The 17583-nt window shown below is 36.0% G+C and carries 16 protein-coding genes; 10 read left to right on the top strand and 6 right to left on the bottom strand.

The genetic code is table 11. The features are described 5' to 3' along the window. Positions 1 to 5: 5 nt before the first annotated feature. Positions 6 to 755 carry a creatininase family protein gene (locus tag CYAN10605_RS00900; protein WP_015218066.1) on the bottom strand — a complete coding sequence of 250 codons (750 nt, stop codon included), beginning with the start codon at positions 753 to 755 and terminating at the stop codon, positions 6 to 8. A gap of 368 nt (positions 756 to 1123) precedes the next feature. After that, positions 1124 to 2083 (bottom strand): glutathione S-transferase family protein, encoded by a 960-nt coding sequence (locus tag CYAN10605_RS00895; RefSeq protein WP_015218065.1) that lies wholly within the window; start codon positions 2081 to 2083, stop codon positions 1124 to 1126. Positions 2084 to 2406: 323 nt separating this feature from the next. On the opposite strand from CYAN10605_RS00895, the gene hisA reads away from it, so the two are divergent. The 3 genes from hisA to CYAN10605_RS00875 all read left to right on the top strand — a co-directional run bounded on the left by hisA (position 2407) and on the right by CYAN10605_RS00875 (position 4091). Further along, the gene (gene hisA / locus CYAN10605_RS00885; RefSeq protein ID WP_015218064.1) at positions 2407 to 3177 is read left to right on the top strand and encodes a 1-(5-phosphoribosyl)-5-[(5-phosphoribosylamino)methylideneamino]imidazole-4-carboxamide isomerase; all 771 of its coding nucleotides are present in this window, start codon (positions 2407 to 2409) and stop codon (positions 3175 to 3177) included. A gap of 256 nt (positions 3178 to 3433) precedes the next feature. Then, the gene (gene rpsP / locus CYAN10605_RS00880) at positions 3434 to 3682 is read left to right on the top strand and encodes a 30S ribosomal protein S16 (RefSeq protein ID WP_015218063.1); all 249 of its coding nucleotides are present in this window, start codon (positions 3434 to 3436) and stop codon (positions 3680 to 3682) included. After that, entirely contained in the window at positions 3675 to 4091 is a 417-nt protein-coding gene (locus CYAN10605_RS00875; RefSeq protein WP_015218062.1) for a KH domain-containing protein, read from the top strand. Before rpsP ends, CYAN10605_RS00875 begins: the two co-directional genes overlap by 8 nt. Before the next feature lie 280 nt (positions 4092 to 4371). Here the strand turns inward: CYAN10605_RS00875 and CYAN10605_RS00870 are convergent, their stop codons facing one another. Next, positions 4372 to 4713 (bottom strand): helix-turn-helix domain-containing protein, encoded by a 342-nt coding sequence (locus tag CYAN10605_RS00870; RefSeq protein WP_015218061.1) that lies wholly within the window; start codon positions 4711 to 4713, stop codon positions 4372 to 4374. A gap of 100 nt (positions 4714 to 4813) precedes the next feature. Here CYAN10605_RS00870 and CYAN10605_RS00865 point away from each other — a divergent pair, with 100 nt between their 5' ends. From CYAN10605_RS00865 to pyk, 3 genes are all read left to right on the top strand, one after another. Further along, positions 4814 to 5794, top strand: coding sequence for a coiled-coil domain-containing protein (locus CYAN10605_RS00865; RefSeq protein WP_015218060.1), 981 nt, complete (start codon positions 4814 to 4816; stop codon positions 5792 to 5794). 33 nt (positions 5795 to 5827) lie between these two features. Next, entirely contained in the window at positions 5828 to 6931 is a 1104-nt protein-coding gene (locus tag CYAN10605_RS00860) for a coiled-coil domain-containing protein (RefSeq protein ID WP_015218059.1), read from the top strand. 261 nt (positions 6932 to 7192) lie between these two features. Continuing rightward, a complete protein-coding gene (pyk, locus tag CYAN10605_RS00855; protein ID WP_015218058.1) occupies positions 7193 to 9010 on the top strand; it encodes a pyruvate kinase in 1818 nt (605 codons plus the stop codon). A gap of 97 nt (positions 9011 to 9107) precedes the next feature. Here the strand turns inward: pyk and CYAN10605_RS00850 are convergent, their stop codons facing one another. Then, positions 9108 to 10217 carry a sensor histidine kinase gene (locus tag CYAN10605_RS00850; protein WP_041922391.1) on the bottom strand — a complete coding sequence of 370 codons (1110 nt, stop codon included), beginning with the start codon at positions 10215 to 10217 and terminating at the stop codon, positions 9108 to 9110. A gap of 154 nt (positions 10218 to 10371) precedes the next feature. Here CYAN10605_RS00850 and CYAN10605_RS00845 point away from each other — a divergent pair, with 154 nt between their 5' ends. Both CYAN10605_RS00845 and CYAN10605_RS00840 read left to right on the top strand, forming a co-directional pair. Further along, a complete protein-coding gene (locus tag CYAN10605_RS00845; protein WP_015218056.1) occupies positions 10372 to 10929 on the top strand; it encodes a thioredoxin family protein in 558 nt (185 codons plus the stop codon). A gap of 53 nt (positions 10930 to 10982) precedes the next feature. Continuing rightward, positions 10983 to 11483 carry a serine O-acetyltransferase gene (locus tag CYAN10605_RS00840; RefSeq protein ID WP_015218055.1) on the top strand — a complete coding sequence of 167 codons (501 nt, stop codon included), beginning with the start codon at positions 10983 to 10985 and terminating at the stop codon, positions 11481 to 11483. 151 nt (positions 11484 to 11634) lie between these two features. Here the strand turns inward: CYAN10605_RS00840 and CYAN10605_RS00835 are convergent, their stop codons facing one another. Continuing rightward, a complete protein-coding gene (locus tag CYAN10605_RS00835; RefSeq protein ID WP_015218054.1) occupies positions 11635 to 11802 on the bottom strand; it encodes a PIN domain-containing protein in 168 nt (55 codons plus the stop codon). 373 nt (positions 11803 to 12175) lie between these two features. On the opposite strand from CYAN10605_RS00835, the gene CYAN10605_RS00830 reads away from it, so the two are divergent. Then, on the top strand, positions 12176 to 13171 hold the full coding sequence (locus CYAN10605_RS00830) for a glycosyltransferase family 2 protein (RefSeq protein ID WP_015218053.1): 996 nt from the start codon (positions 12176 to 12178) through the stop codon (positions 13169 to 13171). 499 nt (positions 13172 to 13670) lie between these two features. Here CYAN10605_RS00830 and CYAN10605_RS00825 read toward each other — a convergent pair whose 3' ends face one another. After that, positions 13671 to 16382 carry a bifunctional acetate--CoA ligase family protein/GNAT family N-acetyltransferase gene (locus CYAN10605_RS00825; RefSeq protein ID WP_015218052.1) on the bottom strand — a complete coding sequence of 904 codons (2712 nt, stop codon included), beginning with the start codon at positions 16380 to 16382 and terminating at the stop codon, positions 13671 to 13673. Between the two features lie 414 nt (positions 16383 to 16796). Here CYAN10605_RS00825 and CYAN10605_RS00820 point away from each other — a divergent pair, with 414 nt between their 5' ends. Next, on the top strand, positions 16797 to 17501 hold the full coding sequence (locus CYAN10605_RS00820) for a TraB/TrbI/VirB10 family type IV secretion system protein (protein ID WP_015218051.1): 705 nt from the start codon (positions 16797 to 16799) through the stop codon (positions 17499 to 17501). Positions 17502 to 17583: the final 82 nt, after the last annotated feature.

Below are 17583 nucleotides of genomic sequence, written 5' to 3'. Positions count from 1 at the left end.
TACTATTAATTATTGATGGAAATAAAGTCTTGATAACTTGCCGTCAATTCCTTAACCGCTAACTCATAAAACTGTTTACCGTGTTCAGGAGTAGCCAAAGCAGGATTAGATCCCATTCTACCATCAGGGTAGCATTCTCGAAAGTTCTTTGCTCCGTAAATAGGATGTCCTGTGGCAACGGATTTATCTAAAGGTGCGCTTTTAATAGTATCAGGATAAACAAATTGAGTTAAAGCTACTTCTGAAGGGGTAGCATGAGAGCCTTCTTCATCTCCATAAAGTTTTTTTGCTAGTTGATAAACTTCACGCCCCATAAACCAATTAGCAATTTTACATTTAACTTGTTCACTATTAGCAAAATTCATCGAATCTAAATGATCATAAAACTGAGAAAAACTGGCCTTGACAGTGGCGATGTTTCCTCCATGCCCATTAATAAAAAAGAATTTTTTAAAACCTGCTTTAAACAAAGAAGTAAGATAATCTTGGATATATAGTATTAAAGTAGTTGGACGTAGAGATATAGTACCGGGAAAAGCCGTATGATGTAAAGCCATACCCACATTAATAGTTGGGGCAACAATTGCTCCTGTATTTTCTCCCACTCCCTGAGCTATTTTTTCCGCGCAAATAGCATCTGTACCAATTAAGCCCGTTGGCCCATGTTGCTCTGTTGAACCAATAGGAATAATAATACCATTAGAATGGGTGAGATATTTTTCTACTTCTTGCCAAGTGAGTAAATGTAACTGCATTTTTATCGATTATTTTTGAAATCATTTTATCAAAAAAAAGGATTAATCTGAGTTTTGGATAAGCTGAAAGCATCCCAACTCGTAGTCAGAAAACCTTAACCTTATAGCTTCTTAGAAATAACGACAAAATTGCCTTAACCCGAACTGACTTAAACAAGGGGCTTAAGCCCCTTGCTAAAAACCCCTACCACCCCAAACCCTAAGCCTTTACTTCCTCCTCTCATTCTCTCTTCTCATCTGGTCATCATCCTAACACCTGCAACCTGCAACCTGACACCTAACCTTATCGGATATTCTTAAACCAAACTGAGGTTATTTACCTTTGCCTTTTTCTTAATTACTGATTCCTAATTGCCTAAAATCTTGTTTTATAAAGGAATAATCCCACTAGGATTCAAAGGAAAAAGGTTTCCATAATAATCTTGTTTGATGGCGTTGAGATCATAGGTGTTTTTAATATTTGGTAAATTATTTATATCCTCCACATATCTGCTTAAGTGTGGGTAAGATGCGATCGCATTTAGACTACATTTGAATAGAGGATAGTAAACCATATCAAAACGAATCAAAGTAGTAAATAAACGCACATCTGCTAAAGTAAAACTATCACCACACAGATAACGATTACTAGCTAAATGAATTTCAATCTGAGCTAAAGTGTCAAACAGACTGCGACAGGCTAACTCATAAGCCTCCTGAGTTTGGGCAAAACCGCAACGATAAACCCCATTGTTAACATTATGATAAATTTTCTCATTCCATTGATCTATTTGCCTAACCAAAGAAGAAGGATACAGATTCAAATTCGGATTCTTGGCATACTGATTAAATTCAGAATTAAGCAATAGAATAATATCTGCACTCTCATTATTAACAATAGTTTTAGTTTGTTTATCCCACAAAACAGGAACAGTATTTCTTCCTCGATAACTACTTTGAGAAAGTCGATAAAGTTGAGCAAGAGTTCGACAATTTTCCGACTCTGTTTCCATAATCCATCCCCCTTGATTAACGGAAGGAATCAGGATTTCTATATCAATCACATCCTCTAAACCCTTCAAACTTCTAACGATTAAGGTACGGTGCGCCCATGGACAACTCATTCCCACATATAGACGATAACGACCTTTTTCGGGCTGATAAAGATAATTTACCTCTGATTTGACCTGATGACGAAATTGACTAGAAGGACGTTGATAATTTCCCTGTTTTTCAGTGGGAGCTAACTGAGACATCATAATCCGCCATAGAGTATGCCAAACCCATTTTCCTGTAATAATTAACCAAGATTGAGGCAAAGATGTACTCTTGTTTTTTAAATCTGTCATGGATATAGATTCATGTGAGTTCAGAGTTAGGAGTTAAAGCTGATAAATTTTGATCAAAACAGTTATTGACAATCAAACCGTCAAACCTAGTCAAATCAAATATTTTCACATTTAATTGAGGTATTCCCTTTAAACCTACCTCTGATTTGGCAAAAAGAAAAGCCCTTGGGAGTCTTGCCGTGTTTCGACCCCAAGAGCTATTCTTTGATTTCCTCACACCCTAATTAGGTACATTGACCTTCACTGATAAACAGTATAAACCTATTTTCTCATCCTGTCAACTGGTATAATAAAATTTCTTTAAATTAGTTATAAATTAAGTTATGGAAGTTATACCCGCTATTGATTTATTAGCTGGACGTTGCGTTAGATTATATCAAGGTGATTATGAACAATCTCAAGTTTTCAGTGAAAATCCTTTAGAAATCGCCCTACAGTGGCAGTCGTTAGGAGCAACTCGTTTACACCTCGTGGATTTAGATGGAGCAAAAGAAGGAACAACCATCAATTTAGATGCTATTTCTACTATCGTTAAAAATCTTAATATCCCCATTCAAGTGGGAGGAGGACTGCGCGATCGCACTTCCGTAGAACGTTTGTTCGATTTAGGAGTAGAAAGGGCAATTGTTGGCACTGTAGCAGTGGAAAAACCAGAATTGGTAGAAGAATTGTGTAATACTTTCCCTCATAAAATTGCAGTAGGTATTGACGCTCGTAACGGCAAAGTAGCCACAAAAGGATGGTTAGAAACATCAACAGTTGAAGCCACCGACTTAGCCCAGAGAATTTCTGACAAAGCCGCCGCTATAATTTATACAGATATTAGTAGAGACGGCACATTAGTAGGTCCTAATATCGAAGCCTTAAAACAATTAGCACAGGTAACAGATATTCCTGTTATTGCCTCTGGTGGTATAAGTTCTTTAACAGATTTATTAAGTTTAGTTTCTTTAGAATCTTTAGGTGTTCGGGGTGTTATTGTGGGAAAAGCAATTTATACAGGTAAATTAGATTTAAAAGAGGCGATACAAGCCATTGGCAATGGAAGATTACAAGACATTCCTCCCGATATTGGTAACTCAACCCTCGTTTAACCTAAGTTCGGTTTGAGAATATCAGCTAAGGGCAAGTTGTGGGGGTTGAACAATTTTTAACGTTCATAGTCGGAGGTATCAGGTTTCATGTGTCAGGTGTTTTTTATTTTGTCCTTTACCCCCTCTTACGAATAGATTTTATCTCTAACTGAGGTTATAATAAATAATTTAGCAATCGTGCATAAATTTCAGTATCATAGTATAGGTTAAATAAATATTCACTAAAGTTATATAGTTGTAAACTAATTAAGTTAATATGGTTAAATTACGTTTAAAAAGATTAGGAAAAAAAAGAGAAGTAAGTTACCGTATTGTTGCGATGAATAGTACCAGTCGCCGTGATGGAAAAGTATTAGAAGAATTAGGATTCTATAATCCTAGAAATGACGAAACTAGATTAAATGTACCTGCTATTGTCACCAGATTAAAACAAGGTGCTCAACCAACTGAAACTGTACGCAGTATTTTGACAAAAGCAAAAGTATTTGAACAAGTAAATGCTTAATAGTGACATAAACTTTCCCCTTCCTGATGGAACAAAACCCGATTATGATGGTTTAGTACGTTTTTTAATTGAACCTTTATTAGAATCTCCCGAATTGTTAAATTTCGATTGCGAATTAGTACCTAGTACAAAAAGAGTCTGGATTCGCCTAGCTTTTGAAGAAAATGACAAGGGAAGAATATATGGTAGGGGTGGACGTAATATTCAGGCAGTAAAAACAGTTTTACAAACTGCAGCAAACATTGTTGGGGATACCTTATACTTAGAAATTTATGACGAACAAGGGCGAAATAGAAGTAGAAATTCTCGCCCTCCAATAACTTCATCTTCTCCCAACAAAGAATCAGGAGATGCTTATTCTAAAAAACCAGTGAGAAGAAGACGTCGTACTATTAAACCCCAATTTTAGTAAAAAACATTCAAAGTAACAAATAACGCTACAATTGCTTATTCTGTTGAGCTTTTGTGGCGTTTTGCATTTATAGTTAGAGGGTGCTTTAAAGGTGTTTTGATTGATAAAAACAAACAATTAAAGTAATTGGTAATCAAGGGGAAAGGGGCAAAATCAAAGGGCAAAGGGAATTAAAAATTGGTTTCCCTCTCTCACCTCATCACCCTATCACCCCATCCCCCTTTCTCTCTACTCATTTATCCCTTTAAACCTGACACCACTTTTCGGCAATTTTCAGTTAATTTATTTCCCTTGCCTGACGAAAAATTTTTGCGGCAAACTCTGGATTTTCCCTCATTCGTCTAAACAATAATGGCATATCTTTATAATGTTGTTTAATTAATTCCTCATCTTCAGAAGGAATTTTTCCAGCTAAAAAAATAAGTTTATTTTCATCTAGGGTTAAATATTGAGCTAATTGACGAATAATATCTTCTTTTGGTGGATTTCCCCTATCATTCTCCAATTTAGAGAGGTAAGTAAAGTCTATTCCCAATTTATCGGCTAACTCTCTTTGACTATACTTTTTTTCTTTTCTGGCTTGTTTTATCAACTCTCCAAAGGTTTTTACTTCTATCATAATTAAATATTTGAAAAAATTTTCAACTTTTACTTGACTAAAAATTCAACATTAGTTAATATCATAATATCATGTTGAATAAAAAATCAAGTTTAAGGTTATGAGTCAAGCAGAGTTACAGCCCACAAAAGTGCAAATAATGTCGGCATTTCATCGGCTACTAAATCAATATCAGCAACAAGAAGCCAAGATTACGACAAAAGAGGAAGCAATTGAGAAGGAAAAAAATAAGGTTTTGTTAACCAAAGTTGCGGATTATACCGTTAATAATATTGTTAATAGTATGGCAACTTTACAGTTAGATTTTGGAAATTTAACCAAAGAAATTGCCACCAGATTGGAAAACGAATCTAATATATTAATTGACTTAAAAAAGGCGATTACTGTTGAAGCTAAAAGACTAGAAGAATTAAAACAAATTCGCTTAGTAGCTGATGGTTTATATATTCTTAGACAAGAACATCAAGAGAAGTTAAAATTATTAGAAAATCAGATTGAAGAAAGTAAAAAATTAATTGAGATTCAACAGGAGAAATTAAGAAAAAATTGGGAAAAAGAACAAGCAGAATTTGAAATAAAAATAGCAGAAGAATCTAAGTTATTAGAAGAAGCAAGGGCAAAAGAAGAAGCAGATTATAACTATAATTTACAAATTAGTCGAAAACGAGAAATGGATGAATATGAGGAAACAAAAAGGAATCAAGAAAGAGAATTGAATTTACTAGGAAAAGAAAAGAATAAACTATGGCAAGAAAGAGAAAATATTTTAGCTAGTCAAGAGGAAGAATTTAAAGCTAATCAAGAGAAAATTGCTCAATTAGAAGAACAAATTAAAACTGAAGTTAATAAAGCCCGTAGCGAAGCTATTCAGGAGGCAGATAGAGAAGCAAAAGTTAAAGCCAATTTAGTAGAGAAAGAATGGGAAGCTACGAAGCAAGGTTATGAGTTTAAGATTCAATCTTTAGAGGCAAAAATTGCTCAACAAAATCAACAAATAGATGCGATCGCACTTCAATTACAAAATGCAACAAATCAAGCTCAAAGTTTAGCCTTAAAAGCCTTTCAATCTAATAATAATTAAACAATAAATATAAAAATAATTAGGAGTAGAAAAATGGCGATTAATTCAAAAAATACAAAAGCAGAAATCTTATCAGCTTATAAAGAATTAGAAAAGGAAAAAACTGAGTTAGAAAATAAATTAAAAGCAGGGCAAAACCTTAATTTACCATTAGAAAAAACACCACCAATCCCTGAAAATAAGACGACTGACCAGAAAAAAAACACTGATAAAAATGAAGAAAAAACTATGAATATATCTAATGCAAATATAAGTCAAATAATCCAAAATTTAGAAACATTACAAGTTAGTTTTGGGGGTGCTGTGAGTCAACTTTCAGAACAACTAATAACAGAGGCTTCTACGGTGGAGAAATTACAAACAGAAATTCAAGGAGAAATTGACAAGTTAAGAGAATTACATGATTTAGAAACCATTGAAGAAAATACATTAGATGAGTTAATTAATAACTATCAAACCAGTGAAGAAAACTTCATTTTAGAATATAGTCAAAGAGAAGAAAGTTTAAGACAAGAGTTAGAAAATTTAAGTAAAGAATGGCAAAAAGAACAAGAAACCAAACAACGGGAAATCAAAATTCGTAACGATAATTATAATACCAATAAACAAAGAGAACAAGATGAATATTATTATAATTTGCAATTAGAAAGACAACTAAATCAAGAGAGCTATGAACAGGAAATCAATAATTTTTATAAAGAATTAGAAGAAACTAAACAGCAACAAGAAAAAGTATGGGAAGAAAGAGAAAAAGCTATTTTTGAAAAGGAAAAAGAATATGAAGAAACTAAACAAAAAGTAAAAGAATTTGAGGAAAAATTAAGTTTAGAAATCAAGAAAGCGAAAGAAGAAGGAAAAGGAATAGGAACTTATCAAGCCAAAGTTAAAGCGGATTTAAGACAGAAAGAAATTGAAGGAGAAACCCAAAATTATTTATTAAGAATACAGGCTTTAGAGTCAACAATTAATAATAATGAAAACCGCATTAATAACTTATCTCATCAGTTAGAATCTGCATTGAAACAAGTTCAAGATTTAGCCGTAAAAGCCATTGAAGGTACATCTAATCGTAATTCCTTTGAAGCGATGAAAGAGGTTGCGTTAGAACAGGCAAAAAATCAACAAAAAAGCAAATAATTTCCCCATAATAATTAGGAATTAGTAATTAAGACGAGGCAAGAGGTAAGAGGCAAACCCCCCTTTATCCCCCCTCGAGAGGGGGGAGGGCAACAGTGTTTAATTAATTTCCTCCTCATCCCCTCATCACCCTAATACCTGAAACCTGAAACCTACAACCTCTTTCCTAATTCCGAACTCGTGTAGAATGAGGATATTTAAAGCGACAGGTGTCAAAGTAGGATATAATATCAACCACAAAATTGTTGAAGAAGAATAGGAATGTCTGACAAATTTTCCCGTCGTACTAAGATTGTAGCAACGGTTGGTCCTGCTTGTGCTAATCCCGAAACCCTGCGCAAAATGATTCTAGCAGGTGCAAATACTTTTCGTCTTAATTTTTCTCATGGCACTCATGATGATCATCAACGTAGTATTCGCCTTATCCGTCAAGCGGAAAATGAATTAAATAAGCCTATCGGTATTTTACAAGATTTACAAGGACCGAAAATTCGCTTGGGAAAGTTTAATTGTGGTTCAATTACATTAGCAGAGGGCGATCGCTATATTTTAACCAGTAGGAATGTAGAGTGTACTCAGGAGATTGGTTATATTAGTTATGAAAATTTAGCAGAAGAAGTACCCATCAACTCCCGTATTCTCCTCGATGACGGTAGGGTAGAAATGAAAGTCAAGGAAATTGATTTAGAAAACAAGGATCTTCATTGTCAGGTAGTGGTTGGGGGTGTTTTATCTAGTAATAAAGGGGTGAATTTCCCCGATGTACGTCTTTCTGTAAAAGCATTAACAGATAAAGATAAAGTTGATTTAATGTTCGGTTTAGATCAACGGGTGGATTGGGTTGCGTTAAGTTTTGTGCGTAATCCTCAAGATGTTTTAGAAATCAAGGATTTAATTGCTAATGCTGGGAAATCAACACCTGTGATTGCTAAGATTGAAAAGCATGAAGCGATCGAACAAATGGAAGAAATTTTATCCCTCTGTGATGGGGTAATGGTTGCTAGGGGTGATTTAGGGGTAGAATTGCCTCCTGAAGAAGTACCAATTTTACAAAAACGCCTAATTCGTACTGCCAACCGTCTGGGTATTCCTATTATTACGGCAACTCAAATGCTTGATAGTATGGTGAAAAGTCCTAGCCCCACCCGTGCAGAGGTTTCGGATGTGGCAAACGCCATTTTAGATGGTACAGATGCGGTCATGTTATCCAATGAAACTGCCGTGGGAGATTACCCAGTCCAAGCGGTGGCAACCATGGCAAAAATCGCCACCAGAATTGAAAACGAAAGGGGTAAAATGTTAGCTGAATCAGCAGAAGGTAGTAGTTTTGCGTCTTTCCTCAATTACTCAGAGTCTTCTAGTCATAACCATAATATCCCAACTGCGATCGCTGGTGCGGTAGGTCAAATTGCCCAACAATTAAACGCTTCAGCAATTATGACCTTAACAAAAAGTGGAGCAACTGCCCGTAACGTTTCTAAATTCCGCCCTCAAACTCCCATTTTTGCTATTACTCCCCATGTCAATGTTTCTCGTCAATTACAGTTAGTTTGGGGGGTTAAACCCTTATTACTTTTAGATTTACCCGGTTTAAGACAAGTATTTCAAGCGGCAATTAATGTTGCTAGAGAAAAAGGCTTATTACAAGATGGCAACTTAGTGGTGATGACCGCAGGTACATTGCAGGGGGTTTCTGGGTCAACGGATTTAATCAAAGTGGAAATTGTTAAAGGCTTATTAGAAGCGGGAATAGGTATCGGACAAGGAGCTATTACTGGTAGGGCAAAAGTCGTTCATGATATTACTCAAGCTAGTAATTTTCAAGCAGGAGATATATTAGTAACAAAAAGTACTGATAATCAATATGTGGACTTTATGCGTCTTGCCTCTGCTATTGTTACTGAGGAAACTGGAGTGCGATCGCACGCAGCTCAAATCGGGATGCGTTTGGGCATTCCCGTCATTGTTGGAGTTAAAGACGCAACCACATTAATTAGAGATGCTAGTTTTGTCACCCTTAAGATTGAACAAGGACTTGTTTACTTAGGCACAGATAATGAAAGTGACGTTGATAGTTAGCTGGAATAATAAATAAATTGGGAAGGTTTTGAGTTCGGAGAGTACTCCTTATTCTTCACCTTTGCCCATTACCGAGGGGCTATCATCTGAACTGGGTTTAGGTGCTTAAGGGTAGAGAAAAACGGAAAACAGTACCTTTGTTTAATTGACTTTCTACTTCTATTTTTCCTCCCTGTAATTCAACCAGTTTCTTAGAAATAGCTAGACCAATACCACTACCTCCAGAATAACTCGAACGGGAGCGATCGCCTCTCCAAAATCTTTCAAAAACATGAGGTAAATCTTCTTGAGGAATACCAATACCAGTATCAATTACTTCTAACCAAAGATAAGAGCCTTTTTCCACTATCTTAATCTTAATTTCTCCTGTTTCTGTATATCTGATGGCATTGCCAATGAGGTTAACTAATATTTGTTCGGTGCGATCGAGATCTGCTATAACTAAAGGTAAACTTTCAGGAGAATCAAGGCTTAAAGTCGGTCCATCTTCTAATAGTTGATCAGAAAATCGAGAGATTAAATTTTTTAATAAGGGAAGCAAATTGACGGATTGTAAATCAATAGAGAGATAACCAGCTTCTGCTTTTGATAATTCTTGCAAATCATGGGTTAAACATTCTAATCGCTTAGTTTCCCTGACTAAATTGGCATATAATTGAAGAGAAGGCTCGATTTCTCCTCCTGCCAACTCCTCCAAATACCCCCTAACAACTGTTAAAGGGGTGCGTAACTCATGGGTTAAATCACTAACTAAATCCCGTCGCCGACTTTCTACATCTTCTAAGCAACTAGCCATACGATTAAAGCTAATACTGAGTTGATTTAACTCTAAAATATCACTTTCAGGCATTCTCTCTTTTAAATTTCCCGCTGCAAACTGTTGGGTAATTTCCTTCATTTGCTGTAAAGGCTTCATAATACGACGACTGAGACAATAACTCAAAAATCCTGCACTACTACCACCAACAATAAAAGACCAGAATGTGCTACGATTCCAAGCAGTGTGGAAACCGTCAATTAAATAGGTTCTGGCGGATCTAAAAGTAATAAAACCCCTTCTTTCTAATTGTTCCAAACGTAAGATAAAAAATTGAGGTGAAGATACTTTGGCGATAAAAACGAATGTACCTAAACCCACCATCATTACTGCTAGGTGAGAAAGAAGCAGTCGGGTATTAAGACTCATTTTCGGTTTAGGTAGCTTCATGATAGGATATTGAGGATTAGGGAGTAGCGAGTGAGGAGAGAAAAATGGCGAGTGTACAAGAATTTGAGTAACTATTTTAGTATATACTGTTGCTCGTTCCCTGTTGGCTGTTCCCTTTTCATAATTCTTAACTTGTAATTTTTAATTCTTTGTTATGGCTCGAACACCTTCAGTTATGTTACCTTTAGGTACGATCGCACCTGATTTCAATTTACCAGATACGGTATCAGGAAAAATTATTTCTCTGAAAGATTTTCAGGGATGTAAGGGGTTATTAGTGATGTTTATTTGTCAGCATTGTCCCTTTGTGAAACACGTTGAGCAAGAATTAGCAAAAATTGGTCATGACTATGGTAGTCAGAATTTAGGCATTGTGGCAATTAGTAGTAACGATGCGGAAAATTATCCTGATGATTCCCCCGCAAATTTAAAGCAAATGGCAGAGAAACTCAACTTTAATTTCCCTTTTTGCTATGATGAAACTCAAGAGGTCGCAAAAGCATATCAAGCGGCTTGTACCCCCGATTTTTATCTATTTGACAGCGATTTTAGATTAGTATATCGAGGACAGTTAGATGATAGTCGCCCTAGTTTAGATATACCCGTAACAGGAAAGGACTTAAGAGATGCGATCGCATCTTTATTGGCAGGTAAACCCATTAACCCTGATCAAAAACCTAGTCTTGGTTGTAATATCAAATGGAAAAGTTAAAATCCATTAGGAATTAGGAATTAAAAATTAATAATTTGGCTTAGAGTATATTTATGAGTCAGAGTATATCTGCAACAGAAGCGGATTGGCAGAGAGAAAAAATAGAAAAATGGTGGTCTCCTTCTAAACAACTGCTAAAATCCATTAGGGAATATCAAAAATGGCAATCCAGTAATTTCCCCTTCAAAGCTATTTTTATGAAATGGAATGCTCTGCAACATCGTTTTTGGAGTGTTGTCACTGGTGCAGAAATTCATCTCAATACCAAGAAAATGGGCGGAGGTTTAGTTCTCACTCATCCTAATGGTGTTGTTATTCATCCTGATGTAGAAATTGGGGTAAACTGTTTGATTTTGCAACAAGTCACTATTGTTAAAGGCGTGAAAATAGGTGGTCATGTGGACATTCATGCAGGGGCTAAAGTTATTAGAAGTGTTACCATTGGAGACCATGCAAAAATTGGTGCGAATGCTGTCGTTTTAACAGATGTCCCTGAAGGTGCTACTGCTGTCGGTGTTCCAGCTCGTATTATTTTACCAACAAAAGAGAAATAATAATATATATATAGTAATTTCAAATAAGAAAGTTACATTTAATTTGTGCAATAATCACGGATAATTTCATCTAAAGATTTTCCCGAAGGGGCATATAGTTTAACGTTGTGAGAGAAATCAATATTTATTTAATTATATTATTGTTACAGTCTTAATTAAAACTACTATAGACTTTTTGCAAAACAAATACCACTTCACAAGCAACGGGAAGAAGTAATATTATCTTGTTATTTTCAAGTATTTCTTCTGCTTTATTGGACAATTTCTCATGATCATTAAGAAGATAACGAAGGATTATATTTCCATCAGCAATCGCCATATTTTTCCTCTACATAATTTTCCCAAGCATTTGATTCCAAAGTGATTAATTCAGGATTAGCATAGTTTTTAAGTATCCCTTTTAAACTTTTTCTCTTCCTATCAGAAAAGTCTTTTGTTAAAACAATAATTTCCACCTATTTTCCTAAAAACTCTGAAGGTAAATTTAGTAAAATTTGACCATTTTTAACCTTTTCTACTATGCGAATTATTTTCATTTTTTTTGTTTATAATTCAATTTTAAATTACTCATCCCTATTCATAACACAAATTCACTGAAAATTTTATTTTATTCTATAATTTTAGGCGAGATATTCCTTTTCCCTACCATTACCAGTAAACTTAAATTCACTCCTAACTTTAACAGATAAATTATGTCTTCCATTGCCGTTGTAACCATTGGTAGGAATGAGGGCGATCGCCTCGTCAATTCTTTACAATCGATTAAAAAAGTACTACCAGAGACAAATCCGATTATTTATGTGGATTCAGGTTCAACGGATGATAGTGTAAATAAAGCAGAAGAATTGGGCGTAATAGTGTTAAATCTGGATTTATCCATAGCTTTTACCGCCGCTAGAGCCAGAAATACAGGATTAAAGTATATAGTCAATCATTATCCCCAGATTAACTATATCCAATTTCTTGACGGTGATTATGAATTAAATCCTCAATGGTTAGACAAAGCAAAGAAAAGACTAGAAGAAAATCCCTCATTAGCTATTGTTTGCGGAAGAAGAAGGGAAAAATACCCCGAAAAATCCCTTTATAATCGTCTTATTGATATGGAATGGAATACTCCCATTGGGGAAGTTAAAGCCTGTGGCGGAGATGCTTTGATGAGGGTTTCAGCCTTAAAAGAAGTTAATGGTTATAAACAAGATCTAATTTGTGGGGAAGAGCCTGAAATGTGCATTCGTCTAAGGGAGAAAGGTTGGAAGATAGAAAGACTTGATTTAGATATGACTTACCACGATGCGGCTATGTACAAATTTAGTCAGTGGTGGAAACGTAGTATTAGGGGGGGATGGGCTGTAGCAGAAGGGTATGCTATGCACGGAAAACCGCCCGAAAATTACATGATTAAAGAACTTAAAAGCGGTTATTTATGGGGTTTTATTATACCTTTTAGTGCCATAGTTTTAGCTTATTTTACTAATGGTATTAGTTTGCTTTTATTGCTCAGTTATGCACTTTTATATTGGAAAATATATCGCTATAGAATTAACTTTGGTGATAATGTAGAAAATGCAAAATTATACGCTTATTGGTGTGTTTTATCTAAATTTCCACAATTTATAGGACAATATCAATATTGGTGGAAAAAGATAAATAAGCAAAAATTTACTATTATTGAATATAAAAGTTAAAGTTCAGAGTTTTTTTATTGATTATTCCCTCTTCCCCTCCCCCCTGTCGAGGCAGGGTTTTTTCAAAGTCAGGGCAAAATTATCTTATCTTGCCCTCACCCCCAACCCCTCTCCCACAGTAGAGGGGAGCGTTTTTTCTTAATAATTGATTAATTAATACTTAAAAACTCCTGTATCTGTTACTATTTGTTAACCTGAGTTTTGGATAAGCTGAAAGCATCCCAACTCGTAGTCAAAAAACCTTATAGCTTCTTAGAAATAACGATAAAATTGCCTTAATCCGAACTGACTTAAACAAGGGGCTTAAGCCCCTTGCTAAAAACCCCTACCACCTGCAACCTGCAACCTGACACCTGACACCTAACCTTATCAGATATTCTTAAACCGAACTGAGGTTATTTGTTAGTTTCAAAAATTGACATTTTTGAGAATGAAAAAACCCTAGGGATAAAGGGGGGTTTCCCTTTTCCCTATCTCAATCAATAAACCTAAATATTTCCTAGTTTAATTGTAAAACTGCCTTAACCACATCAGAATGCTTGTCTAACCGAAAACCTAACTTTTGACAAAGATTTTGCATCCCTATATTTTCAGGGAGGATTTCCGCAATAATTGACCTAATTTCCTCCTGTTTAGCTATTTCGATAAGTTTTTGCCCTAAAATACTACCTAAGCCCTGTTTTTGACACTTATCTTTCACTAACATCCCTAATTCAGCAGATTCAGGTGTACCGTGTACCTTACTTAAACGGGCGATCGCAAGTATTTCTTTTTCCTTACTATCAGGTTGCAATGATTCTGCCACCAGAGCAATTTCTTGATCATAGTCAATAAAACAAATACGAGCAAGACGTTCGTGGGAAATAAGAGATTTATGGCTAATAGAGTGAAAATATCGCAGATAAACGCTTTCTTGAGACAAATCTCGGCAAAAATTTACTGCTTCGGGTTCATCTTCTGGGCGAATAGGACGAATTATCACTTCTCTACCGTTGCTTAACTGACAATAGGAGAGATATTGGTTAGGGTAAGGGCGAATGGCAGGGGGAATTATATCTTCTTTAGAGATAGTGGCATCGTATAACAAAACCCTTGCATCTAAGGCAATAAGTTGATTTCCTGACACTAATAAAGGATTGATGTCAATTTCCTTAATTAAAGGTTGTTCGAGAACTAATTGACTGAATAAAACTAAAATCTGTTTTAATTTTTCTAAATCAACACTTTTTCTCCCCCTAACTCCTTTTAAAGCAGTATATATCTTGGTTTGTTCCATTAACCTCTTGGCAAGAGTTGTATTGAGGGGAGGAAGTGCGATCGCCTGATCTTGATACACTTCTACTAATTGTCCTCCAGTGCCAAATAAGATTACTGCCCCAAATTGAGGATCAACAGTACTACCTAAAATCAATTCATAACCCTCAAGGTTAGCCATTTTCTGCACACTTACCCCTAAAAAGTCACTGGCTGATATGCGACTTTGCATCTCCAAAAAGGCTTGTTTCACTTCATCGCCATTTTTCAGGTTAAGTTTGACTCCCCCCACATCGGTTTTATGGGTAATGGTTTCGGAATGGAGTTTTAACACCACTGGATAACCTATTTTTTCGGAAACTGCGATCGCATCTTCCACATTTTCAGCGATAATAGTTTCGATAATAGGAATACCATAAGCCTTTAACAATTGCTTAGACTCATATTCCGTTAAAAGAGTGCGATTTTGCTCACGGGCATGATTGATGATATTTTCCGCAATGTCACGATTAACAAAATCATCGGACTCACCAAAACTGGGAGTTTCATACAAACCCCTTAAATTATAACTATAGCGCCACATCAAATTAAATAAACGGGCGGCATCATCGGGATAAGGTTGGGTATAAATATGAGCATTATTAAGAATTTCTGAACCCTTAGCAACGGTTTCTCCTCCCATCCAACTAGCTAAAACCGGTTTATCCTTAATCTTTTGTGCCACTTTCACCAATGCCTCTGCCGTTTTAGTAGGATCAGTCATGTCTTGAGGAGTTAAAATGACTAATAATGCATCACTATTGGGATCATTTGCCGCAATTTCAAGGGCTTTAGCATAACGTTCAGGATTAGCATCCCCTAAAATATCAATAGGGTTACTATGACTCCAATGGAGAGGAAGAATTTTATTTAACTCTTCGATGGTATTGTCGCTTAATTTGGCTAGTTTTCCTTTTCCCCACGTTAGTGCATCCGTAGCTAAAACCCCCGGACCTCCTGCATTAGTTAAAATAGTCAAATTCCTACCCTTTGGGCGAGGTTGTTTTGCCAAAATCTCAGTCATGTTAAAGACTTCTTTCACCGTATCAACTTGTAAAACCCCACTACGGCGAAATGCCGCCGCTAATACCTTATCACTACTACTTAAAGCCCCTGTATGGGAAGCCGCCGCCCTAGCCGCTTCTTGGGTACGCCCTCCTTTGATGACAATAATCGGTTTTGATAAAGCCACTTCCCTTGCGGCGGAAATAAAGGATCTAGCATTACCAATGGATTCCATGTAAATTACGATACTTTTAGTTAAAGGATCATCCCCAAAATAGTAAATTAGATCGCCCCAATCCACATCCAACATTGAACCGATGGAGATAAAAGCACTAAAACCAAGATTTTCCGCAAAACTCCAGTCTAAAATTGCCGTACAAAAAGCCCCACTTTGACTGATAAAAGCAACATTTCCCATTTTTGGACTAGCACTGGCAAAACTAGCATTTAATCCCGTGGGAGGACATATTAAACCTAAACAATTAGGACCAATTATTCTTAAGTTACCTTTTTTCGCCTCTGCAAGAACTTCTTTTTCTAATCTTAAACCTTCTGCTCCAATTTCCTTAAATCCTGCGGAAATAATTATTACCCCTTTCACTTTCGCTTTAACGCAATCTCTAATGATGTCGGGAATGGTTACTGCGGGAGTTGCGATAATTGCTAAATCAACATTTTCAGGAACATCTTGAATAGAGGAGTAAGCCTTAATTCCCATAACACTTTTCCTCTTGGGATTGACAGGAAAAACTGTGCCACCAAAGGGATGGGTAATTAAATTCCAAAGTAATGTACGCCCGACACTGCCTTCTTTTTCTGAAGCCCCAATTAACGCCACAGATTTGGGTGCAAACATGAAGTTTAAGGGATTGTGGTGATACCGCATGATGTCGTGGGCTTTTTCTGTTGCCATAATTATTCCTCGTGTTGGCTTATTTTTTTGCACTGAGATGCTTACTGCGTAGCCCCTTCGGGATCGCTCTTACAGATATTATTTTCTAGTCCTTACTTTCAGCTTACCTCAGTTGATTTTTTGCCTGACGATAATTTATGATTACTTTATATTTCACATACTACTTTCTAAAAAAAGCTAGGAATTAGGGTATTGGGGAAAGACGAGTTCGGAGTTCGGAAAATTCTTTGCGCTCGTACACTCCTTTCAATCGTGAACGGGATTCTTAATTCTTAATTCTTAATTATCAAACCTTTGCCCATTCTCCACCTAAATTTAGAAATCATATCTAAAATCAGCAACTCTAAAATAGGAACAAATTGAAACCGCTATCGTCAAAAAAGATAGTTTATCGTTACTTCGGGTAATTTAGTTATGTTTAAACCTATTTCTCTTACTTCAAAAACTCTTCGTTTTATGGTTTTAAGTCTTTCTTTAACTACTTTGGTGGGTAGTTTTGCTTCAGTGGAAGCTAGACCCGACAAATACTATAGATCCGCTCCTCCGGGATGGGAACGCAAAAACGAAGTAAATCAAAATAGAAAAAATCCTACCTATTATTCTGCTAACTTAAATTCAGGTACTGTTATTCCTACTACTTTACCGTCAGCGAAAAAAATACTTGTCACTAAAGATGAAACTTTACCTGTTACCTTAGTGGTTACTCGTGATGTAAAAGATAATTCAGGAAGAGTTGTTATTCCCCGTGGTAGTGAGGTTGTTGGGGAAGTTCGCCCTGCAGGTAGTGGTTCAAGATTTGTTGGTAATACTGTTATTTTACCTAATGGTGAGCAGTATTCTATTCAGGCTAACTCTAAGATTGTAACTCGCACAGAAAAAATATCTGATGGTAGAAACACTGACGCTATTTGGCAAGGTGCATTGGCAGGAAGTGCCGCCGCCACCCTTATATCGGCAGTAACAGGAGATAAAGCGATCGCAACTGAAGAAGTTTTAGGTGGTGCTGGTTTTGGTGCTTTAGCTGGATTTTTATTTGGTGGTACAAGAGACAGAGAATTGATTTCCATTAACACTCAGGAAGATTTAGATTTAACCGTAACTTCCAATATTTCTTGGTAAATTAGTCTATATGGAAAAAATTAGGGTGGGCATAGCCCACCAATAGATATTTAGGGATAAATATTTCTATTATTAAACCAAT

Source organism: Cyanobacterium aponinum PCC 10605 (genome assembly GCF_000317675.1).
Classification (GTDB): domain Bacteria; phylum Cyanobacteriota; class Cyanobacteriia; order Cyanobacteriales; family Cyanobacteriaceae; genus PCC-10605.
The sequence above is the reverse complement of the archived record's forward strand: the minus strand, read 5'-3'. Positions and strand labels throughout refer to the sequence as shown.